Origin of the sequence: Janibacter sp. RAF52 (assembly GCF_052114035.1) — a bacterium.
Lineage (GTDB): Bacteria > Actinomycetota > Actinomycetes > Actinomycetales > Dermatophilaceae > Janibacter > Janibacter hoylei.
Map to the genome: position 1 here is coordinate 52,566 of NZ_JBFRDY010000007.1, position 21,856 is coordinate 74,421.

At 71.2% G+C, this 21,856-nt stretch carries 19 protein-coding genes and 1 tRNA gene; 17 read left to right on the top strand and 3 right to left on the bottom strand.

The genetic code is table 11. The features are described from left to right. Positions 1–71: 71 nt before the first annotated feature. Entirely contained in the window at positions 72–2,864 is a 2,793-nt protein-coding gene (gene aceE / locus AB4Y78_RS10840) for a pyruvate dehydrogenase (acetyl-transferring), homodimeric type (protein WP_441714876.1), read from the top strand. Between the two features lie 53 nt (positions 2,865–2,917). Then, positions 2,918–3,520, top strand: a complete 603-nt coding sequence (locus AB4Y78_RS10845; RefSeq protein WP_441714878.1) for an MOSC domain-containing protein — start codon at positions 2,918–2,920, stop codon at positions 3,518–3,520. Between the two features lie 48 nt (positions 3,521–3,568). Here AB4Y78_RS10845 and AB4Y78_RS10850 read toward each other — a convergent pair whose 3' ends face one another. After that, positions 3,569–4,267 carry a DUF2470 domain-containing protein gene (locus AB4Y78_RS10850; RefSeq protein ID WP_441714879.1) on the bottom strand — a complete coding sequence of 233 codons (699 nt, stop codon included), beginning with the start codon at positions 4,265–4,267 and terminating at the stop codon, positions 3,569–3,571. A 92-nt stretch (positions 4,268–4,359) separates the two neighbouring features. After that, positions 4,360–5,514 carry a glycerophosphodiester phosphodiesterase family protein gene (locus tag AB4Y78_RS10855; protein WP_238148002.1) on the bottom strand — a complete coding sequence of 385 codons (1,155 nt, stop codon included), beginning with the start codon at positions 5,512–5,514 and terminating at the stop codon, positions 4,360–4,362. A 162-nt stretch (positions 5,515–5,676) separates the two neighbouring features. Between AB4Y78_RS10855 and argG the strand changes: the two genes are divergently transcribed. From argG to AB4Y78_RS10915, 12 genes are all read left to right on the top strand, one after another. Continuing rightward, a complete protein-coding gene (gene argG / locus AB4Y78_RS10860) occupies positions 5,677–7,104 on the top strand; it encodes an argininosuccinate synthase (RefSeq protein WP_441714882.1) in 1,428 nt (475 codons plus the stop codon). Positions 7,105–7,200: 96 nt separating this feature from the next. After that, positions 7,201–8,379: a PucR family transcriptional regulator gene (locus AB4Y78_RS10865; protein WP_441714884.1), complete on the top strand. Its 1,179-nt coding sequence runs from the start codon at positions 7,201–7,203 to the stop codon at positions 8,377–8,379. Between the two features lie 55 nt (positions 8,380–8,434). Next, on the top strand, positions 8,435–9,616 hold the full coding sequence (locus tag AB4Y78_RS10870) for an acyltransferase domain-containing protein (protein WP_441714886.1): 1,182 nt from the start codon (positions 8,435–8,437) through the stop codon (positions 9,614–9,616). Beyond that, complete coding sequence (locus tag AB4Y78_RS10875; RefSeq protein ID WP_441714888.1) at positions 9,613–10,611, top strand: beta-ketoacyl-ACP synthase III; 999 nt, start codon at positions 9,613–9,615, stop codon at positions 10,609–10,611. The genes AB4Y78_RS10870 and AB4Y78_RS10875 overlap by 4 nt, the downstream gene beginning before the upstream one ends. A 68-nt stretch (positions 10,612–10,679) precedes the next feature. Beyond that, the gene (locus tag AB4Y78_RS10880; protein ID WP_007929281.1) at positions 10,680–10,931 is read left to right on the top strand and encodes an acyl carrier protein; all 252 of its coding nucleotides are present in this window, start codon (positions 10,680–10,682) and stop codon (positions 10,929–10,931) included. 77 nt (positions 10,932–11,008) lie between these two features. Further along, the gene (fabF, locus tag AB4Y78_RS10885) at positions 11,009–12,262 is read left to right on the top strand and encodes a beta-ketoacyl-ACP synthase II (protein ID WP_441714774.1); all 1,254 of its coding nucleotides are present in this window, start codon (positions 11,009–11,011) and stop codon (positions 12,260–12,262) included. After that, a complete protein-coding gene (locus AB4Y78_RS10890) occupies positions 12,259–13,698 on the top strand; it encodes an acyl-CoA carboxylase subunit beta (RefSeq protein ID WP_441714768.1) in 1,440 nt (479 codons plus the stop codon). Before fabF ends, AB4Y78_RS10890 begins: the two co-directional genes overlap by 4 nt. Positions 13,699–13,801: 103 nt before the next feature. Further along, positions 13,802–14,590 carry an amino acid ABC transporter ATP-binding protein gene (locus AB4Y78_RS10895; protein WP_282070828.1) on the top strand — a complete coding sequence of 263 codons (789 nt, stop codon included), beginning with the start codon at positions 13,802–13,804 and terminating at the stop codon, positions 14,588–14,590. A gap of 29 nt (positions 14,591–14,619) precedes the next feature. Then, complete coding sequence (locus AB4Y78_RS10900) at positions 14,620–15,444, top strand: glutamate ABC transporter substrate-binding protein (protein WP_441714764.1); 825 nt, start codon at positions 14,620–14,622, stop codon at positions 15,442–15,444. A gap of 92 nt (positions 15,445–15,536) precedes the next feature. Then, positions 15,537–16,217, top strand: a complete 681-nt coding sequence (locus AB4Y78_RS10905; RefSeq protein WP_007929270.1) for an amino acid ABC transporter permease — start codon at positions 15,537–15,539, stop codon at positions 16,215–16,217. Then, positions 16,214–17,089, top strand: coding sequence for an amino acid ABC transporter permease (locus AB4Y78_RS10910; protein ID WP_441714760.1), 876 nt, complete (start codon positions 16,214–16,216; stop codon positions 17,087–17,089). Before AB4Y78_RS10905 ends, AB4Y78_RS10910 begins: the two co-directional genes overlap by 4 nt. A 9-nt stretch (positions 17,090–17,098) precedes the next feature. After that, positions 17,099–17,524 carry a pyridoxamine 5'-phosphate oxidase family protein gene (locus AB4Y78_RS10915; RefSeq protein WP_259909870.1) on the top strand — a complete coding sequence of 142 codons (426 nt, stop codon included), beginning with the start codon at positions 17,099–17,101 and terminating at the stop codon, positions 17,522–17,524. Positions 17,525–17,640: 116 nt separating this feature from the next. On the opposite strand, the gene AB4Y78_RS10920 is transcribed toward AB4Y78_RS10915, so the two are convergent. Further along, on the bottom strand, positions 17,641–18,153 hold the full coding sequence (locus AB4Y78_RS10920) for a DUF3145 domain-containing protein (protein WP_040881665.1): 513 nt from the start codon (positions 18,151–18,153) through the stop codon (positions 17,641–17,643). 226 nt (positions 18,154–18,379) lie between these two features. On the opposite strand from AB4Y78_RS10920, the gene AB4Y78_RS10925 reads away from it, so the two are divergent. The 3 genes from AB4Y78_RS10925 (at position 18,380) to AB4Y78_RS10935 (ending at position 21,813) form a co-directional block, all read left to right on the top strand. Beyond that, positions 18,380–18,453 (top strand) — tRNA-Ile (locus tag AB4Y78_RS10925). Positions 18,454–18,587: 134 nt separating this feature from the next. Beyond that, positions 18,588–20,789 carry a DUF4185 domain-containing protein gene (locus AB4Y78_RS10930; protein ID WP_441737123.1) on the top strand — a complete coding sequence of 734 codons (2,202 nt, stop codon included), beginning with the start codon at positions 18,588–18,590 and terminating at the stop codon, positions 20,787–20,789. A 76-nt stretch (positions 20,790–20,865) separates the two neighbouring features. Further along, on the top strand, positions 20,866–21,813 hold the full coding sequence (locus tag AB4Y78_RS10935) for a transporter substrate-binding domain-containing protein (protein WP_441714755.1): 948 nt from the start codon (positions 20,866–20,868) through the stop codon (positions 21,811–21,813). Positions 21,814–21,856 lie beyond the last annotated feature (43 nt).

Here is a 21,856-nt window from a genome sequence, read left to right on the forward strand (position 1 = left end):
GCGACACGAGCGCGAGATAGTGGGTGTGTCCGCCGTCACCTCTGGCGGACCATCTTGCGAAAGGACGACCCGTGCCCGGCTCGGCAGACCACCTCAGCGACGGCCCCATCCTCAACGGCATCCCGACCCACCTCCCGGACATCGACGCCGAGGAGACGGCGGAGTGGCTCGAGTCCATCGACCACCTCATCGACGAGTCCGGCCGGGAGCGCGCTCGCTACGTCATGCTGCGCCTGCTCGAGCGCGCCCGGATGAAGAACGTCGGGGTCCCCTCGCTGACGACGACGGACTACGTCAACACCATCGCCCCCAAGGACGAGCCCTGGTACCCGGGTGACGAGGAGGTCGAGCGCCGCTACCGCGCCTGGATCCGCTGGAATGCCGCGGTCCAGGTCCACCGCGCCCAGCGCCCCGGGGTCGGCGTCGGCGGGCACATCTCCTCCTACGCCTCGGCGGCGACCCTCTACGAGGTGGGCTTCAACCACTTCTGGCGCGGCAAGGACCACCCGGGCGGTGGCGACCAGATCTTCTTCCAGGGCCACGCCTCCCCCGGCATGTACGCCCGCGCCTTCCTCGAGGGGCGTCTCAGCGAGGAGCAGATGGACGGCTTCCGCCAGGAGGCGGCCCAGCTCGCCGGGCAGGGCACGACCGGCATGCCCTCCTACCCGCACCCGCGCCTCATGCCCGACTTCTGGGAGTTCCCCACGGTGTCGATGGGCATCGGGCCGATGAACGCGATCTACCAGGCGCAGTTCAACAAGTACCTGCACAACCGCGGCATCAAGGACACCTCCCAGCAGCACGTCTGGGCCTTCCTCGGCGACGGCGAGATGGACGAGCCGGAGAGCCGTGGCCTGCTGCAGACGGCGGCCTTCGAGGAGCTGGACAACCTCACCTTCGTCGTCAACTGCAACCTGCAGCGGCTCGACGGCCCCGTCCGCGGCAACGGCAAGATCATCCAGGAGCTCGAGGCGCAGTTCCGCGGCGCCGGGTGGAACGTCATCAAGGTCGTCTGGGGTCGGGGCTGGGACCCGCTGCTCGCGGCCGACCGCGACGGCGCCCTCGTCAACCTCATGAACCAGACGCCGGACGGCGATTACCAGACCTTCCGCGCCAACGACGGCGCCTACGTCCGGGACAACTTCTTCAACCGCGACCCGCGCACCCGCAAGCTCGTCGAGGACTGGTCCGACGCGGACGTGTGGTGGAAGCTCAAGCGCGGTGGCCACGACTACAACAAGGTCTACGCCGCCTACCGCGCCGCGATGGAGCACACCGGCCAGCCGACGGTCATCCTCGCCAAGACGATCAAGGGCTACGGCCTCGGCACCCACTTCGCCGGGCGCAACGCGACCCACCAGATGAAGAAGCTCACGCTCGACGACCTCAAGGGGTTGCGCGACGGGCTGAGGATCCCGATCACCGACGAGCAGCTCGAGGCCGACCCGTACCTGCCGCCGTACTACCACCCCGGCGAGGACGACGAGGCGATCCAGTACATGCGGGAGCGCCGCAGCAAGCTGGGCGGCGGACTGCCCTCGCGGCGGGTCGAGTACACCGCGCCGGCCTTGCCGGGCGACGACAAGTACGCCCAGATGGCCAAGGGCTCGGGCAAGCAGGAGGTCGCCACGACGATGGCCTGGGTCCGTCTGCTCAAGGACCTCATGAGAGAAAAGGGCTTCGGCGAGCGGATCGTGCCGATCATCCCCGACGAGGCGCGCACCTTCGGGATGGACTCCTTCTTCCCCACCAAGAAGATCTACAACCCGCACGGGCAGAACTACACCTCGGTCGACGCCGACCTCATGCTCGCCTACCGCGAGTCCGAGCAGGGCCAGATCATCCACACGGGCATCAACGAGGCCGGCTCGGTCGCGGCCTTCACCGCGGCGGCGACGAGCTACGCGACGCACGGCGAGCCGATGATCCCCGTCTACATCTTCTACTCGATGTTCGGCTTCCAGCGCACCGGCGACGGCATCTGGGCGGCGGCCGACCAGATGTCCCGCGGCTTCATGCTCGGCGCGACCGCCGGCCGCACGACGCTCACCGGTGAGGGCCTGCAGCACGCCGACGGTCACTCGCCCCTGCTCGCGGCGACCAACCCGGCCGTCGTCACCTGGGACCCGGCCTACGGCTTCGAGACCGCGCACATCATGCGCCGGGGGCTGGAGCAGATGTACGGCGGCGACGCCCCGCAGAGCGACCCCAGCCGCAACGTCATCTACTACCTCACTCTCTACAACGAGCCGATCGTCCAGCCCCAGCAGCCCGAGGGCATCGACGTCGACGCCCTGCTCAAGGGCATGTACCGCTACCGGGCGGGCGACGACTCCGGTCTGGGCGGCACTCCCCCGCGCTGCCAGCTGCTCGCGAGCGGCGTCGGCATGGCGTGGGCCCTCGAGGCGCAGCAGCTGCTGCGCGACGACTGGGGTGTCGTCGCCGACGTGTGGTCGGTGACGAGCTGGAGCGAGCTGCGCCGCGAGGCCATGGCCTGCGACGAGGAGCGCTTCCTCCACCCCGACCAGGAGCGGCGGACCCCCTTCGTCACGCAGGCGCTGGAGGGCGCGGTCGGCCCGATCGTCGCCGTCTCGGACTACATGAAGCAGGTCCAGGACCAGATCCGCCCGTGGGTCCCGGAGGAGTACTCGGCCCTGGGCACCGACGGCTTCGGCTTCTCCGACACCCGCGCGGCGGCGCGGCGCTACTTCCATGTCGACGGACCGTCGATGGCGGTGCGGGCCCTGCAGATGCTCGCCGACCGCGGGTGGGTCGCCGAGGACGTCCCGGCGCAGGCCGCGGAGAAGTACCGCCTGCTCGAGATCGGGGCCGGGACCTCCGGCAACGCCGGAGGCGACGCCTGACGGTATGACCACGCCGGCCGGAGGGGGCGCACCTGCCGTGGGAGGATCCCGGCATGGGCGCCCCCTTCGTCGTCGCGGTGAGCCGGGACGAGACGCATCGCTTCAGCAAGGTGCCGCGCGAGGCGATCGAGCTCGTCGCCGGGCTCGGCGTGCGCGGTGACGCCCACGCGGGCACCCGCGTCCAGCACCGCTCCCGGGTGCGCCGCGACCCCGACCAGCCCAACCTGCGGCAGGTCCACCTCATCCAGGACGACCTCGTCGACGAGGCTCGTGCCGCCGGCCACGACGTCGGTCCCGGCACCCTCGGGGACAACGTCCTCACCCACGACATCGACCTGCTCGCGCTGCCCGAAGGCACGCGGCTGAGTCTCGGCGAGGCCGTCGTGCGGCTCACCGGGCTGCGCAACCCGTGCCGGCAGATCGACGAGTACTCGCGCGGGCTGCTCAAGCTCGTCGCGCGACGGGTCGACGGGGTCGCCTCCGACTCCGACGTGGAGCTCGGGCCGACCGGGGGCGTGCAGAGCCTCGACGGGGTCGGCATCGTGCGCCGCGCGGGCGTCATGGCCGTCGTCGAGGTCGGCGGTCTCGTCCGACCCGACGACCCCATCCGTGTCGAGCTGCCCGAGCCACCGCACGCACCCCTCACGCCGGTCTGACCGCGCTGAGGGCCCGGCCCGCCCCGGTGGGCGCCTCACCGGCCGAGGTCAGCGGGTGCGCAGGGCGACGAGGTCGGCCAGCGCCGCCTGCGCCTCGCAGGCGCAGGTGACGGCGTACGGGAAGGCGATGCGCACGTCGCGGCGGCAGGCCCCGACGTACTCGCGCAGCACGAGCCCGCTGGCATCGGCGAGCACGGGGCGCACCTGCCCCACGGGCTGGACGACGTCCTCGACCAGTGCGCGCAGTTCCTCGCGGTGGTGCTGGTCGAGGTGGGCGATCCACTCGTCCTGCCAGCCGGCGAGGGGGTCGACCCCGGCCTGCGCGTAGGCGCGGGCGTCGATCGACACGCCGCTGGTGCGCCGCTCGACGTCCCACTCGAGGACCACCGTGTCCGGGACGAGGCGGGCGACCGGGGCCTGCGGCGACACGCCCAGGTGCTCGCGCAGCTCCTGGCACACCGGGTACGGCACGACCTCGGCGCGCCCGGTCAGGCGCACCAGCCCGCGCACCCGCCCGGGGTGGGCCACGGAGGAGACGTCGTGCGCGACGGCGTCGACGACCGGCCCGGGCTCCCCCGGCGTCGCCAGGTGGACGCACTCGGGGGCGGCCTCGCCCAGCGCGAAGAAGAGCGCGCCGGTGCTGTCGGTGGCATGTCGTCCGACCGGAGCGCGACTGCCCATGAGGCCCACCTCGAGCGAGCTCGCCGCCGCGACCACCGTCCTGGCGAGCACTGCGTCCTGCGTCATCAGACCACCTCCACATTGAATGAAGGTAAGCCTAACCTCACAATTCACGAAGGGAGGGTCGCAGCGGGTGCGACCCTCCCATCGTCAGGTCGTCAGTCGTCGCCGAGGAAGGTGCGCCGGGCCTCGACGCACACGTCCGGCTGGTCGCAGAAGACGCCGTCGACCCCGGCCTCGTAGAAGCGGGTGACCTCGTCCAGTGCCCGGCCGAAGTCTGCCGGGTCGGTCCCGATGCGGTAGTCGGTGGGCAGGAAGGAGTTTTCCGCGCGGAAGGTCCACGGCGTGACCTTCAGCCCCGCGGCGTGCGCGTCGGCGACGAAGCGCGTCGGCTCCCCCAGCGACCCGTCAGCACGAAGGGGGATCACCTGCGCCTTCTCGGGGCCGAAGCCGTCGATCCACCGGGAGAGCTCTCCCATGGACCGACGGGTCGTCAGCTCGGCGTAGGTCGTGCCCTGCTCGTGGAGGTCGTAGGGACCTCCCTTCGCCGTGGTGAGGAAGGTGGAGCGGCCCTTGTACCCGGCGCGGCGCAGGTCCTTCAGGGCCGTCAGCTCGAAGGACTGGACCCACATGGGGGCCTTCTTGCTGTTGAGGTGGTACTTCTTCGCCAGCCGGGCGACCTCTCGCTCGGGGTCGAAACCCTCGGCGTGCAGGTAGGTGGAGTGCTTGATCTCCGGGATGATCCCGATCTCCCGGCCGGTCTCCTTCGACAGGCGCGCGCGCTGGCGGAGCACCTCCTCGAAGGTCGGTACCTCGAAGCGGCCGTCGTAGGTGCTCGACTCCTGCCGCAGGTCACCGAGGCGCTCCTTGGCACGCAGGGTCTTGAGCTCGGCGAGGGTGAAGTCGTCGACGAACCAGCCCGTCGTCGGGGTGCCGTCGAGGTCCTTGGTCGTCTTGCGGTCGGCGAACTCCGGGTGGTCGGCGACGTCCGTCGTGCCGGAGATCTCCGGCTCGTGACGGTCGACGAGGACCCCGTCCTTGGTCATGACGAGATCGGGCTCGATGTAGTCGGCGCGCATGCCGACGGCCAGCTCGTAGGCGGCGAGGGTGTGCTCCGGTCGGTAGCCGGAGGCGCCGCGGTGGGCGAAGATCTGCGGCTGCAGGCTCTCCCCCTTCTCCGGGCGGTGACCGGGGCGGTCCGGGGTCGAGGTCTGGACCGTCGACGTGGCCGCGGAGGAGGTGCCGGCCACGGCGACAGGGACGAGCAGGGTGGTGGCACACAGCGCGCCGGTGAGCATCCTGGAGGTGGTCATGCGCGGGACGCTAGGGACCCGAGACCGGCGACCGGAGACGCTGGGGTGCTGCGGGGGTGAAGTCATCATGACGCGACGGTGGCCGGATCGTCAGCACGTGGTCAGGACGATTGGGGTGGACCGCGATGCCGGCCGGTCACCCGAGGACCTAGGCTGTGCGGCGTGTCCAAGGTACTGACTTCCCTCCCTGTTGGTGAACGTGTCGGCATCGCCTTCTCCGGCGGACTCGACACCTCGGTGGCCGTCGCGTGGATGCGCGAGAAGGGGGCGGTGCCGTGCACGTACACCGCCGACCTCGGCCAGTACGACGAGGACGACATCGAGTCGATCCCTGGTCGCGCCGGCCAGTACGGCTCGGAGCTCTCCCGCCTGGTCGACTGCAAGGCCCCGCTCGTCGAGGAGGGCCTGTCCGCGATCGCCACCGGCGCCTTCCACATCCGCAGCGGCGGCCGCACCTACTTCAACACCACCCCCCTCGGCCGCGCCGTCACCGGCACCCTGCTCGTGCGGGCCATGAAGGAGGACGGCGTCTCGATCTGGGGCGACGGCTCGACCTACAAGGGCAACGACATCGAGCGCTTCTACCGCTACGGCCTCATGGCCAACCCCGGGCTGCGCATCTACAAGCCGTGGCTCGACGCCGACTTCGTCACCGAGCTCGGCGGCCGCCAGGAGATGTCCGAGTGGCTGACCGAGCGCGGCCTGCCCTACCGCGACAGCGCCGAGAAGGCCTACTCGACCGACGCCAACATCTGGGGCGCGACCCACGAGGCCAAGACCCTCGAGCACCTCGACGTCTCCCTCGAGACCGTCGAGCCGATCATGGGGGTGCGCTTCTGGGACCCCGAGGTGGCCATCGAGGCCGAGGACGTCACCGTCCGCTTCGAGCGGGGTCGCCCCGTCGCCATCAACGGCGACGACTTCGGGGGCGACGCGGTCGCCCTCGTCATGGCGGCCAACACCATCGGTGGCCGGCACGGCCTGGGCATGTCCGACCAGATCGAAAACCGGATCATCGAGGCCAAGTCCCGGGGCATCTACGAGGGCCCCGCGATGGCCCTGCTCCACCTCACCTACGAGCGCCTGGTCAACGCGGTGCACAACGAGGACACCATCGCCAGCTACCACGCGGAGGGCCGCCGCCTCGGTCGTCTGCTCTACGAGGGCCGCTGGTTCGACCCGCAGGCGCTCATGCTGCGCGAGTCGCTGCAGCGCTGGGTCGCCTCCGTCGTCACCGGCGAGGTCACGGTGCGCCTGCGCCGCGGCGAGGACTGGACGATCGTCGACACGGTGGGCGAGCACTTCAGCTACCACCCCGACAAGCTGTCGATGGAACGCACGGACAATGCCGCCTTCGGCCCCGTCGACCGCATCGGTCAGCTGACGATGCGCAACCTCGACATCGCCGACAGTCGCAGCAAGCTCGAGGTCTACGCCGCGCAGGACCAGCTCTCCGGCGGCTACCTCGACATCATGGGCGAGCTCGAGGCCGGCGGCGGCGACCAGATCGCCTCCAACCCGGCCGCGCAGGACGTCGACGAGATCGACGACGCCCTCGACCGCGCCGCCATGGAGTTCGGCACCGACTGACCGCTCATCTGGTGGAGGAGCGCCGCACGCTCCCTTCGCGCGCTCCGCTCATCGGCCTGCCGGCCCTCTTGTGGTCTTCACACATAGGATGGCGGCGTGTCGCGTCGAGGCCTCGTCTCCCTGACCACCCGCCGTGAGGTCCGCCGGAGGGGCGGTGACCTCGCGCGTGCGGCGACGCAGCGGCTCGAGGCCACCCACGACTGGTACGCCACCCTCACCGCGCAGGAACGGTCGTGGGTGGGGCTCGTGGCCCAGGCGGGCATCGCCAACTTCATCCAGTGGCTCGACGGCAAGGAATCGGCCGACACGCGGACGACCTTCGGCGCCGCACCCCGTGAGCTGACCCGGACGATCAGCCTGGCCCAGACCCTCGAGCTCGCGCGCTCGGTCGTCGACGTCGTCGAGGAGCACGTCGACGAGCTCGCCCGCCCCGGTGACGTCACCGACCTGCGGCTGGCGGTGCTGCGCTACTCGCGCGAGATCGCCTTCGGTGCCGCCCAGGTCTACGCCCACGCCGCGGAGCAGCGGGGCGCCTGGGACGCCCGCTTGGAGTCGCTCGTCATCGACGCGGTGATGCGCGGCGAGGTCGACGAGTCGATCCGCACCCGCGCGGCCGCTCTCGGATGGGGTGAGGTCACCGACATCGTTGTGCTCGTGGGCGGTTCGCCATCGGGCAGCGACGAGGACGACCCTGCCGCCGCCGTGGCAGCGGTCCACTCGACCGCGCGCCGGCACGACCTGCCCGTCCTCACCGGTGTGCAGGGCGCACGGCTCGTGGCCGTCGTCGGGCAGTGCGAGGACGCCGCGTCCACGGCACAGCTCTTCGCCGACTGCTTCGGCGACGGCGACCTCGTGCACGGTCCGCTCGTCGGCGACCTCGCCGAGGGCGCCCTGTCGGCCCACGCCGCCGTCGCCGGCCACGTGGCCGCCCCAGGCTGGCCGGACCGACCCCGACCGGTCGCCGCCGACGACCTGCTCGCCGAGCGGGCGATCGCCGGGGACGACCTCGCGCAGGCACAGCTGGTCGAGCTCGTGCAGACCCCACTCGAGGAGCACCCGAGCCTGCTCGAGACGGCCCGGACGCACCTGGAGTCCCCCGGGCTCGAGGCGACAGCGCGCACGCTCATCGTCCACGTCAACACGGTGCGCTACCGGCTCGGTCGGATCACCGACGTCATCGGCTACGACCTCGGCGACCCGCACGAGGCCTTCACCGTCCGCGTCGCCCTGACCCTCGGGGCCATCTTGGAGGATCCCTCCAAGAGCCTGGGGTGAATCTCTGGGGCCATCGCTGTCGCCCCCAGCGGTCGCCGAGGAGGACTCTGGACTCGTGCTCGCCATCACCTGCCCCGGTCAAGGGTCCCAGACACCCGGTTTCCTCGCCCCCTGGCTCGAGCTGCCCGGGGTGGCCGACCGACTCCACTGGCTGTCGACCGTCGCCGCCATCGACCTGGCAGCCCACGGCACGACCTCCGACGAGGAGACGATCAAGGACACCGCGGTCGCCCAGCCGCTCATCGTCGCCTCGGGGCTCCTCGCGCTCCTCGCCCTCTTCGAGCACCCGGCCGACGGCTTCCGGGTCGTCGGGGCCGGCGCAGGTCACAGCGTCGGCGAGATCACGGCCGCGACCGCTGCCGGCGTCATCACCGCCGAGCAGGCGATGGTCCTCGTGCGTGAGCGGGGCCGGTCGATGGCCGCCGCCTCCCGGGTCGCCCCGACCGGCATGAGCGCCGTCCTGGGCGGTGACGAAGGGGAGGTCCTCGCCGCGATCGAGTCGCACGGCCTGACCCCGGCCAATGTCAACGGTGCCGGCCAGGTCGTCGCCGCCGGCACGCTCGACCAGCTCGCGGCCTTCGCCGCTGCTCCCCCGGCCCGGGCCCGGGTCATGCCGCTCAAGGTCGCCGGGGCCTTCCACACCTCGCACATGGCCCCTGTTGTCGACGACCTCGCTCGTCTGGCCCGCGCCGTCTCGACGCACGACGCCCGGGTCCCCCTCGTCTCCAACGTCGACGGCACCGTCGTGCACTCCGGCAGCGAGGTGCTGCGGCGCATCGTCAGCCAGGTGAGCAACCCGGTGCGCTGGGACCTGTGCATGGAGACGCTCAAGGACCTCGGGGTCACCGGCATCATCGAGATCCCGCCCGCCGGCGCCCTCACCGGCCTCGCCAAGCGCGGGCTCAGGGGCATCGAGGTCCTCGCGCTCAAGACGCCCGACGAGCTCGAGGCCGCGCACCGGATGGTCCGCGAGCACGGCACGAGCCGCCGGGCCACCGAGCCGACGTGGCGCCTGATCACCGCTCCGGTCAAGGGCACCGTCGGCATCACGACGGCCGAGCCCGGCTCGCCGGTCGCGGCCGGGGACGTCGTCGCCCGCATCTCCTCGCTGCGCGACACCCTCGAGGTGCGGGCCGAGCACCCCGGCACGGTCGTCGAGTGGCTCGTCGAGGACGGTGACCCCGTCTCGCCGGGGCAGCCTGTCCTGCGCCTGCACCCGCAGGGCGGCCTCGCGTGAGCACGCTCGGCGTCGCGCAGACGCTGCACCATGCTCGGATCACCGGCATCGGCGGCTACCGCCCGGAGCGGGTCGTCCCCAACAGCGAGATCGTCGCCGCCATCGACTCCTCCGACGAGTGGATCCGCGAGCGCTCCGGCATCGCCTCCCGGCACAAGGCTGCGCCTGACGAGAGCGTCGTCGACATGGCCGAGCACGCCTCCCGCGGTGCCCTCGCCTACGCCGGGCTCGACGCCACGCAGCTCGGTGCGGTGGTCGTGGCCACCGTGACCCACCCCTTCCAGACACCGGCTGCCGCACCCGAGCTCGCCTCTCGTCTGGGCTCGGCCGCCGCCGCCTTCGACGTCTCCGCGGCCTGCGCCGGCTACTGCCACGGCATCTCGCTCGCCAACGACATGGTCCGGGTCGGCACGGCCGAGCACGTGCTCGTCGTGGGGGTCGAAAAGCTGCTCGACTTCACCGACCCGCAGGACCGTGGCTCCGCCTTCATCTTCGGTGACGGAGCGGGCGCCGCGATCGTCTCCCGCAGCGACGTGCCGGGCATCTCCCCGACGGTCTGGGGCAGCGACGGCGAGCAGAAGGACCTCATCGCCCAGCGCGACTCGTGGAACCAGCTGCGCACCGACCGCGGCCTGCGCTGGCCCGCCATCGTCATGCAGGGCCCGAGCGTCTTCCGCTGGGCCGTGTGGTCCATGGCCAAGGAGGCGCAGCGCGCCCTCGACGTGGCCGGCGTGCGCGCGGACGAGCTCGCCGCCTTCATCCCCCACCAGGCCAACGCGCGGATCATCGACCAGATGGTCAAGACGCTCGGCCTGCCGCAGGACCTGCCCGTCGCCCGCGACATCGTCACGACCGCCAACACCTCGGCAGCCTCGATCCCCCTCGCCATGGAGCGCATGCTGCGCGAGGGCGAGGTCGAGCCCGGTGGCCTGGCCCTGCAGATCGGCTTCGGCGCCGGTCTCGTCTGGGCCGCCCAGGTCGTGACCCTGCCCTAGATCACCCGTCGGTCCGACGGGTCCTCGGACCAGCACCACCGCCCCACCCACAACAAAGGAGCAGTTCCATGGCATTCAGCGACCAGGAGATCCTCGACGGCCTCGCCGAGATCGTCTCGGAGGAGACCGGTGTCGACGCGTCCGAGGTGACCGCCGACAAGACCTTCACCGACGACCTCGACGTCGACTCGCTGTCGATGATGACGATCGCCGTGACCGCCGAGGAGAAGTTCGGGGCCAAGATCCCCGACGAGGAGGTCAAGAACCTCAAGACCGTCGGCGACGCCGTCACCTTCATCAAGGCCAACCAGGCCGCGTGAGCCGGGGGTCCTCCCTTCGTCACGAGCGAAGGGAGGACCCGCGCCTCTCCTCCCACCCCACCCGTCAGGAGCCCCGCATGACCTCTCCCCGGCCCACCGTCGTCGTCACCGGCCTCGGCGCCACGACCCCGCTCGGCGGCACCGCCGAGGAGACCTGGCAGGCGGCCCTCGCCGGCCGCTCCGGCGCCCGGACGCTCGACGCGTCGTGGGTCGAGGAGTACGAGCTGCCCGTCTCCTTCGCGGCCCAGCTCGCCGTCCCCGTCTCGCAGGTGCTCAAGAAGGTCGAGACCAAGCGACTCGACCCCTTCGCGCAGTACGCGCTCGTCGCCGCCCGTGAGGCCTGGGCCGACGCCGGCTCGCCGGAGGTCGACCCGGAGCGCCTCGCCAGCTCGGTCGGCACCGGCATCGGCGGTGTGCAGACCCTGCTCACCGCGTGGGAGGCCCTGCGCACCAAGGGTCCGCGCCGCGTCTACCCGCTGTCGATCCCGATGCTCATGCCCAACAGCGCCTCCGGCACCGTCTCGCTCGAGTTCGGCGCCCGCGCCGGCGCGCACACCCTCGTCTCCGCCTGCTCCTCCGGCGCCGAGTCGATCGGGTACGGCGCCCACCTCATCCGCGAGGGGCTCGCCGACGTCGTCATCGCCGGCGGGTCGGAGGCGTCGATCCACCCGCTGCCCATCGCCGGCTTCGCCTCGATGCAGGCCCTGTCGACGCGCAACGACTCCCCCGAGACCGCCTCGCGCCCCTACGACACCGACCGCGACGGATTCCTCCTCGGCGAGGGCGGCGCCATCCTCGTCCTCGAGTCCGAGGAGCACGCCCGCGCCCGCGACGCCCGGATCATCTGCGAGCTCGCCGGCTTCGGCGTGAGTGCCGACTCGCACCACATCGCCGCCCCCGAGCCCGAGGGCGCCGGTGCCTCCCGGGCCATGGCCGACGCGGTCCGCGACGCCGGTGCCACACCCGCCGACGTGTGCCACATCAACGCCCACGCGACGTCGACCCCCGTCGGCGACGTCGCCGAGGTGGCGGCGATCCGTCGGGCCTTCGGTGCCGACGCCGACCACATGGCCATCAGCGGCACGAAGTCGATGACCGGCCATCTCCTCGGCGCCGCCGGCGCCCTCGAGGCGGTCTTCGCCGTGCAGGCCGTCCGCGACCGGGTCGCCCCGCCGACGATCAACATCGACCACCTCGACCCCGCGGTCGACCTCGACATCGTGCGCGACCAGCCCCGTCAGCTCGCCGCCGACGGTGACCTGCTCGTCCTGGACAACTCCTTCGGCTTCGGGGGGCACAACGTCGCCCTGGCCTTCAGGAGCCACGCGTGACCCGCCAGCCCAATGCCGCCTCGGCCGCGGTCGGCAAGCGCGTCAAGGTCCCGCGCGAGGAGGACCCGCGCAACCCGAACCACCGCCTGGCCGCCTTCCTCGACGAGGGCTCGCTCGAGCTGATCACCGAGGACGACGACTCGGGCATGCTCGCCGCGACCGGCACGGTCGGTGGCCAGCCGGTCGTCGTCTTCGCCTCCGATGCGACGATCATGGGCGGCGCGATGGGCGTCGCCGGGTGCACGGTCGTCGTCGCCGCATACGAGCGCGCCCTCGCCGACGGCGTGCCCGTCCTCGGCCTGTGGCACTCGGGCGGCGCGCGCCTGCCCGAAGGCGTCGTCTCGCTCCACGCGGTCGGCGAGGTCTTCGCGATCATGACCCGTGCCTCGGGCAAGATCCCGCAGATCTCCGTCGTCATCGGCGCCGCCGCCGGCGGCGCGGCCTACGGGCCGGCACTCACCGACATCGTCATCCTCGCCCCGGAGGGGCGGATCTTCGTCACCGGGCCGGACGTCGTCCGGTCGGTCACGGGTGAGGACGTCGACGCCCTTCGTCTCGGTGGACCGGAGCCGCACGGTCGCCGCTCGGGGGTCGTCCACGTGCTCGCCGAGTCCATCGACGACGCCTTCGGCCGGGCCGGCACCCTGTGCCGGCTGCTCGGCGACCAGGGCGACTTCGACCTCGCCGCGGTCACCGACGTCGACCTGGCGGAGCAGCTGCCCGAGTCGGCCAAGCGGGCCTACGACGTCCACCCCCTCGTCGAGCAGCTGCTCGACGAGGGAGAGGTCCAGGAGCTGCACGGCCGGTGGGCGCCCAACATCGTGACGACGCTCGGTCGCATGGGCGGACGCACCGTGGGCGTCATCGCCAACAATCCGATGCGGCTGGGCGGCTGCCTCGACTCCTCGTCGGCGGAGAAGGCCGCCCGCTTCGTGCGGATGTGCGATGCCTTCGGTGTCCCGCTCGTCGTACTCGTCGACGTCCCCGGCTACCTCCCCGGGGTCGGTCAGGAGTGGGACGGCGTCGTGCGGCGGGGAGCCAAGCTGCTGCACGCCTTCGCCGAGGCGGTCGTGCCGCGGGTCTCCGTCGTCACCCGAAAGACCTACGGCGGGGCCTACATCGCGATGAACTCCCGTTCCCTGGGCGCCACCAAGGTCTTCGCCTGGCCCGACGCCCACGTGGCCGTCATGGGGTCGGTCGCCGCGATCCGCATCCTGCACCGACGCCGCCTGGCCGAGGTCGACGAGTCGGAACTGGCCGAGGTCGAGCAGCAGCTCGCCGACGAGCACGACCGCCTCTCCGGCGGTCTGCCGCGAGCCGTGGAGATCGGCGTCGTCGACGAGATCGTCGAGCCGACCCGCACGCGGTCGGCGGTCGCGACGGCACTGGCCGAGGCGCCTGCTCGCCGCGGCGAGCACGGCAACATCCCGCTCTGACGAGCGCGACCCACGCTGCGTCGGCGTGACCGGAGTGTCTCACTCAGGTCACGCCGGCGCCCATGTGTGACCGCAGGCACAGACCGGGCACTATGTTGCTCGCATGCCGAGCGACACCTCCACCAGCGCCACCGCCACCAGCGAGACCGCCACCCACGAGCCCCTCGTCGTGCTCACCGACGTCAACAAGCACTTCGGGCAGCTGCACGTCCTCAAGGACATCAACCTCACCGTCGGGCGCGGCGAGGTCGTCGTCGTCATCGGCCCGTCGGGCTCGGGCAAGTCGACGCTCTGCCGCACGATCAACCGGCTCGAGACCTACGAGTCGGGCAGCATCACCGTCGACGGCAAGCCGCTGCCGGAGGAGGGCAAGGAGCTGGCCCGACTGCGCGCCGACGTCGGCATGGTCTTCCAGTCCTTCAACCTCTTCGCGCACAAGACGATCCTCGACAACGTGACGCTCGGTCCGATCAAGGTGCGCAAGAAGTCCAAGGCCGAGGCGACCCAGCGCGCCCACGAGCTGCTGACCCGGGTGGGCGTCGACGCCCAGTCCGCGAAGTACCCCGCCCAGCTCTCCGGCGGCCAGCAGCAGCGGGTGGCCATCGCCCGCTCGCTCGCGATGGACCCCAAGGTCATGCTCTTCGACGAGCCGACGTCGGCCCTCGACCCCGAGATGATCAACGAGGTCCTCGACGTCATGACCCAGCTGGCCCAGACCGGCATGACGATGATCGTCGTCACCCACGAGATGGGCTTCGCGCGCCGCGCGGCCGACCGGGTCGTCTTCATGGCCGACGGGCAGATCGTCGAGACGGCGACGCCCGAGGAGTTCTTCACCAACCCGCAGAGCGATCGTGCCAAGGACTTCCTCGGCAAGATCCTCAGCCACTGACCACGCACGACCCAACCAGGAGGAACAGCATGATGACGCGACGACTCGGCGCAGCAGGAGCAACCCTTGTCCTCGCCCTGGGCCTGGCGGCCTGCGGTGACGACAGCGGCGACGGAGGCGGATCGGGAGGCGACAGCATCAAGATCGGGATCAAGTTCGACCAGCCCGGCCTCGGTCTCAAGGAGGGCAACTCGTACTCGGGCTTCGACGTCGACGTGGCCAACTACGTGGCCAAGGAGATGGGCAAGACCGACGTGCAGTTCGTCCAGGCCCCGAGCAAGCAGCGCGAGGACCTCATCGCCACCGGCCAGGTGGACCTCATCTTCGCGACCTACTCGATCACCGACGAGCGCAAGGAAAAGGTCTCCTTCGCCGGCCCGTACTTCATCGCCGGCCAGGACCTGCTCGTCGCCACGGACGCCAAGATCACCGGGCCCAAGGATCTCGACGGCAAGAAGCTGTGCTCGGTCACCGGCTCCACCTCGGCGGACAACGTCAAGGAGGAGGTCCCGGGCGTCAACCTCCAGGAGTTCGACACCTACTCCAAGTGCGCCGAGGCGGTCTCCAAGGGCCAGCTCGACGCCCTGACGACCGACGACACGATCCTCGCCGGCTATGCGGCGCAGGACCAGTACAAGGGCAAGCTCAAGGTCGTCGGTGCCCCCTTCTCCGAGGAGCGCTACGGCGTCGGCCTCAAGAAGGGCGACACCAAGCTCTGCGAGCAGGTCAACGAGGCGCTGACCAAGATGGTCGACGACGGCGAGTGGGACAAGGCGGTGGAGAAGAACTTCGGGCCGGCCGGCTTCAAGGTGGACTCCAAGACGAACCCGCCGAAGCTCGACTCCTGCTCCTGACCGACGAGGACGAAGGGGGCCGGCCGCCCGCGCGCGGCGGCGTCGGCCCCCTTCGTCCCTCCGCTGACGACGCCATCGACAAGGAGTAGTGGATGAGCGAGCTCTTCCAGCAGTTCGACGTGTGGGGAGCCTTCTGGCTGACCATCAAGCTGGCGGTGTTGTCCCTCGCAGGGGCCCTCGTGCTCGGCACGATCATCGCGATCATGCGGGTCTCGCCGGTGGCGATCTTCCGCTTCGGCGGGGCCGCCTACGTCAACATCGTGCGCAACACGCCACTGACCCTGATCCTGACCTTCACCATCATGGTCATGCTCTACGACCTCGGCATCAACCTCGCCGACGAGAGCAGCCCGACGTCGATCACCGACAACGGCGTGCGCTGGGCGATCGTCGGGCTGGCCGTCTACCACGCGGCCTTCGTCTGCGAGGCGATCCGCAGCGGTATCAACACCGTGCCCGCCGGGCAGGCCGAGGCCGCCCGCTCTCTCGGTCTGGGCTTCACCCAGAACCTGCGGTACGTCGTCCTGCCCCAGGCGGTCCGCGGCGCCATCGCGCCGCTCGCCTCGGTGACCATCGCCCTCATCAAGAACACGACCGTCGCGGCGGCCATCGGCGTCGCCGAGACCGCGGCCTTCATGAACGAGGCGATCGAGCTGCGGGCAGACCTCAACTACGTGACCTTCGCCCTCGTGGCCGGGTTCTTCCTGCTCCTCACCCTGCCGATCGGCATCGGGCTGACGAGCCTGTCGCGGCGGATGGCGGTCAAGCGATGAGCGCCCAGACCGTCCTCTTCGACAACCCCGGCCCCCGAGCGCGGATGCGCTACCGCATCATCGCCGTGCTCGGCCTGGTCCTCGCCGCCGCGGTCGCCTGGGTCGTCGTCGGCAAGCTCAACGAGTACGAGGAGTTCTCCGGCGCGAAGTGGTCGCCGATGGCGACCTGGGAGACCTGGCGCTACTACCTGCTCATGGGCCTGTGGAACACCATCAAGGCGGCCGCGCTGTCGGTCGTCGGCGCGAGCATCTTCGGCTTCGTCTTCGGCTCGGGGCGGCTGTCGGCCCATGCCGGGGTCCGCTGGGTCAGCGGTGCCGTCGTCGAGTTCTTCCGCGCCATCCCCGTGCTGATCATGATGATCTTCTTCTTCGGGATCTACGCCTACAACGGCGTCTTCTCCGCCGACCTCAACCCGCTGGCCGCGGTCGTCACCGCCCTCACCCTCTACAACGGATCGGTCATGGCCGAGCTGCTGCGCTCCGGCGTGCACTCGCTGCCCGCCGGGCAGCGTGAGGCGGGCCTGGCCGTCGGCCTCTCCCCCGGTCAGGTGCTGCGCTCGATCCAGATCCCGCAGGCCGTGACGGCCATGCTGCCGGCGCTGGTGAGCCAGCTCGTCGTCATCCTCAAGGACACCGCGCTCGGCACGGTCATCACCTACCCGGAGCTGCTGCAGCAGGGGCAGAACCTCTCCTCGTTGCACTCCAACATCTTCGCGGCGCTCGTCGTCGTCGCGATCGTCTTCATCGTCGTCAACTGGGGTCTGACCTCGCTCGCGGGCCTGCTCGAGCGGCGGATCAACCGCCGCGGACGCACCGCCGGCGATGCGCTGGCGACGGCCCCGACCGTGGCCGGGGCGGCGGCCGATGACTAGCATCGGAGCATGGACGAGCGCACGCCCGTGAAGATGTCCGTCGACGAGTGCTGGCAGGCCCTCCGGGGCCACGAGTTCGGCCGGCTCGCGTTCCACCTCCTCGGCGACGTGCACCTCACCCCGATCAACTACGCCGTCGACGGCGAGACCCTGCTCCTGCGGACCGCCGAGGGCAACAAGCTGCTCAGCGTCGTCCTGCAGGGCTCGGTCGCGCTCGAGATCGACGAGCTCGGCACCGAGGAGGCGTGGTCGGTCGTCGTGCGCGGCACGACCCGGCTGCTCGAGGGCGACGAGGAGTACCGCGCCGAGCGGGTGCCGCTGCGCCCGTGGGTCGGTGACGACAAGCACCACGTCGTCGAGATCGCGCCGATCGAGGTGAGCGGTCGCCGGTTCCGCCTGTCCAAGCCGTGGGAGCACATGACCCCCGTGAGCTGACGGGCACGCGAGAAGGCGCCGCACGGACGAGCTGGCTCTGCACGCGTCACGAAGGGGGGCCGCGCCAAGGAGGGTGCGCGGCCCCCCTTCGTCGTGGGGCGTGGGTCGTGCGGCGGTCAGCCGACCTTGTGCAGCCAGCGGACCGGGGCGCCGTCGCCGGCGTGGCGGAAGGGCTCGAGCTCGGCGTCCCAGGCGTCGCCGAGCAGCTCGCCGAGCATGTCCTCGACGGCCTCGCCCGCGCCCTGGGCGAGGGTCATGACCTCACGCAGGCGGTTTTCGTGCAGGACGACGTCGCCGGAGGCGCTGATCGTCGCGTGGTGGATGCCGAGGGTGGGCGTGTGGCTCCAGCGGGAGCCGTCGAGACCCGGCGTGGGCTCCTCGGTGACTTCGTACCGCACGTTGTCCCAGCCGCGCAGGGCGGAGGCGAGCTTGGCGCCGGTACCGGGCTCCCCGGTCCAGGAGAACTCGGCACGCTTGAGCGACCGGCCGAGAGGCTGCTCGATCCAGTCCAGTGACACAGCCTGATCCAGCACGGACTCGAGCGCCCACGTGATGTGGGGACACAGGGCCGTCGGGGTGCTGTGGATGAACACCACACCTCGGGTGCTGACACGCTTACCTGCAGACATCTCGATCCTCCTTGAGTGCGATGGACGTCTTCCCCAACGCCAGGCACTGCCATGGGATCGAGCTGCTGCCACGGGTCTCGCTCGTGGGTGTGCTGCTCGCACGATGTGTGGTTGTGCCGCCATTCTGCCCCATCGGGCACAGGAGCACCACCCCTCACCCACGCCCCACCCGTATCGGGCACCACCGACGTCACGGGGTACTCTCACGCCGTCGCCCTCGGGCGAAGGGGCGATAGCTCAGTCGGTCAGAGCAGCGGACTCATAATCCGTCGGTCCTGGGTTCAAGCCCCAGTCGCCCCACCGAGTGGAGCCCGCACAGCGGTGCACGACGGACCTGAATGCGAATCCGCGCACTACGCTGCCCGGGGCGATCCATACGACCGATGTCGTCCGGCTCCCGATCACCCGCGGCGCAGGACTTCTCAGGAGAAGCGATGAGTTCCACCGATCCCGTCCGTCCGGGCTGGCGGCAGGTGCTGCCTCCGGCTGTCGCCGTGCTCCTGGCCGTCGTCGTGATCGGCGAGATCGCGTGGGCCGCCTACATCATCACCGGCTCCGACGATCTGGAGCCGCACTCCGTGCCCGCGGTCGTCGCCGCCGATCCCGTCGTGGCGGAGAGCGTGGCCCGGCACTACGACGCGCTGCCGGGACGACCCGTCGACCTGCGTGCCGTGGCCGACGAGGACGCGGCACGCGCAGCCTTGGCCGACGGGTCCGCACGGGCGGCCCTCGTGGTCGATCTCGACGGGTCGACGGACCGACTGCTCCTGGCCTCGGCCAACGACGACGTCCTCGACGACGCCATCCGTGACCGGGTCGAGCGGAGCGAGCAGCGCATCAACCGGGAGGTCTCCGTCGAGACCGTCGGGTCGGCCGACGCGGACGAGCGACGAGAGGCGGCCCGCCTCGCCGTCGCCCTCGCCCTGCTCCTCGGCTTCCTCGTCGCCGTGGGCACGAGCCTGCGCGCGGGGCCGGTGGCCAGCGGCCTGCGGCAGGGGCTACGACGCCTCCTGGTCGTCGGCGTCCTGTCGGCCCTCGGCGGCGCCGTCATCGGGGTGCTCGCGCTGCGCGGCGACACGTGGGCCGTGGTGCTCGTACCGGCCACGGTGGCCGGGGCGAGCGCGGCGACCGCGCTCGCGCTCGAGGCGCTCTTCGGGTGGGCCGGCCTCGGGCTGGCCGTCGTCGCCTTCTTCGCCACGGGCGCACCCGTGCTCACCCGAGTGGACCGCTACCTCGTCGGCGAACCCTGGTCCAGCATCGCGACCCTCGGGCTGCCCGGAGCCGGGCTCGAGACCGCGACCGAGCTGAGCCTCCACGGGCGGCTCGCGCCGGAGCCGTCCGCCGTGGTCCTCGTGTGGCTCGTCACCGCACCGCTCGTCATCCTCCTCGCCCGGGTCGTGCGCCAGCGCCAGGAGGTGCCCTCCCCGGTCGACGACGACGGGATGCGCCACATCGGTGGGATGAACGGCTGGCGCATCCGGGTACTCGGGGTCGTCGCTCCGCTCACGGCGGCGATGCTCGTGCTCTCCTTCGTCGTGCCACGCGCCGAGGTCTCCGCTGCACCGCGCCTCGCCTCGCTCGCCGCCAGCGCGGACTGTGTGAGGTCAGGCAGCGTGACGTCGGTCGCCGATCTCAACCGGATCGCCGCGATGCGCGGCACCGATGACTTCCGCGGGGGTGACGTCGGCGCCGATGCCCTGCTTCAGGACGGCCGGCGTGCCTGGCTCTTCGGCGACACCCTGCAGGACGGGGTGACGGGGTCCGGTTATGTCCGCAACTCGATGCTCGTCACGGACGAGAAGTGCATCCGGGCCGTCGTTCCGGAGAACGGCGGGGCCCTCGTCCCCGACCGGACGGGTGCGGGCGAGAGCCCGGTCGGGTACTGGCCCATGTCGACGGTCGTCGACGAGCGGGCTGGCTACGACCTGCTCTACGTGACGACCCAGCGCGTGCGCACCACCGGCTCGGACGCCTTCGGCTTCGAGAACCTCGGGCTGTCCGTCGCCGTCTTCGTCGTGCCCATCGGTGGGACCCCACAGCTCCTCGAGCGCCGTGACATCGGCCCGGACAGAGACGACCGAGACCACCCGACGTGGGGTGCGGCGACCACGCTCACCGGGCGTGGCGACGACCGGTGGCTGTACGTCTTCGGCACCGCGAACCCCGGCACCGACAAGGCGTGGGGCTACTCCCTTCGCGTGGCGAGGGTACGACCTGACGACTTCCTGGACCAGGACCGCTGGCGCTACTGGGACGGCTCGGAATGGTCCCGCGAGGAGGACGACGCCACCGAGATGATCCCCGCCAAGGACGGGGTCTCGCAGACGTTGAGCGTCTTCACCCAGGGCGACCGGTGGTACGCGCTCAGCAAGCGCAACGACCTGCTCGGCAGCGACATCACCGTGTGGAGCGCTGACTCCCCGACCGGCCCCTGGTCCTCGGGCACCGCGGTCAAGAGGATCCCGAAGGGCGGGACCGGCCAGGTGCGCTACATGCCTCTGGCCCACCCGACCCTCTTCCCGAAGGAGGGCAGCGTCGTCGCCTCGTACAGCACCAACGACATCAACAGCGAGCGGGTCGCCGCCGACCCGCTGCGGTACCGTCCCCAGTTCGTGGAGGTGCCACTTCCCCGATGATGTCCCTGCGGCGGGCTCCCACCCGATCCAGTGCGCGGGCCTGCGAGGATGGAGCCGTCCGACGAAGGGGGTAGATGTGCGCCGCACCGCCGTGCTGGCCTCGGCCGCGATCACCGCTGCCCTGGTGACGGGCTGCGTCCGCCCCGTCGACGTCGAGCCGACCGGCACCACCAGCGCGAGCCCGGGGTCGACCTCCACCCCGGCCCCCACGACGAGCCAGACGTCCGCGCTCCACCAGACCGACGCGCCGAGCTCGCTGCGGGTGGCCATCACCTTCGACCAGCCGGGGGTCGGGCTGCGCGAGGGCGACACCTACAGCGGGCTCGACGTCGACGTGGCCCGCTACGTCGCGCGCTACATCGGCGTGACCCGGATCAGCTTCGTCGAGGCGGTCACCGAACAGCGCGAGACCCTGCTCGCGACCGGGCAGGCCGACCTCGTGCTCGCGGCCTACTCGATCACCCCGGACCGGTCCGACGACGTGACCTTTGCCGGGCCCTACCTGTCCACCGGTCAGGGGCTGCTCGTGCGCTCCCGCAGTCGGATCCGCACGCCCGAGCAGCTCCCCGGTTTCACCGTGTGCAGCGTGCAGGGCTCGACCTCGACCGAGGAGCTCGTCGACAACCACCCCGGCCTGCACCTGACGGTTCAGCCTCGTCTGTCGGACTGCGTGGACCTGCTCAAGGAGAGCAAGGTCAACGCCGTGACGGCGGACGCCGCCGTGCTCTCCGGCTACGCCCGGGAGTCGTCCGCGCCCGACGTGCTCCGCACGAGCAGCACGACCTTCACCACGGAGCGCTGGGGTGTCGCGATGCGCCGCGACGACACGGACCTGTGCGAGGACGTCAACGATGCGTTGGCCGACATGGTCGAGACCGGGGCGTGGAAGCGCGCGGTCCGCAGCAACCTCGGCACGAGCTCCACGCTCCCCCGCCGGACCCTCACCCCGCCGAGACTGCAGGCCTGCCCGGAGCCTCGTCCGTCGACCACCTCGAGCGACGGGTCGACCCCGACGTCGAGCTGAGCCCGCCCCGGCACGCCGAAGGCCCGCGGTCCGATCGGACCGC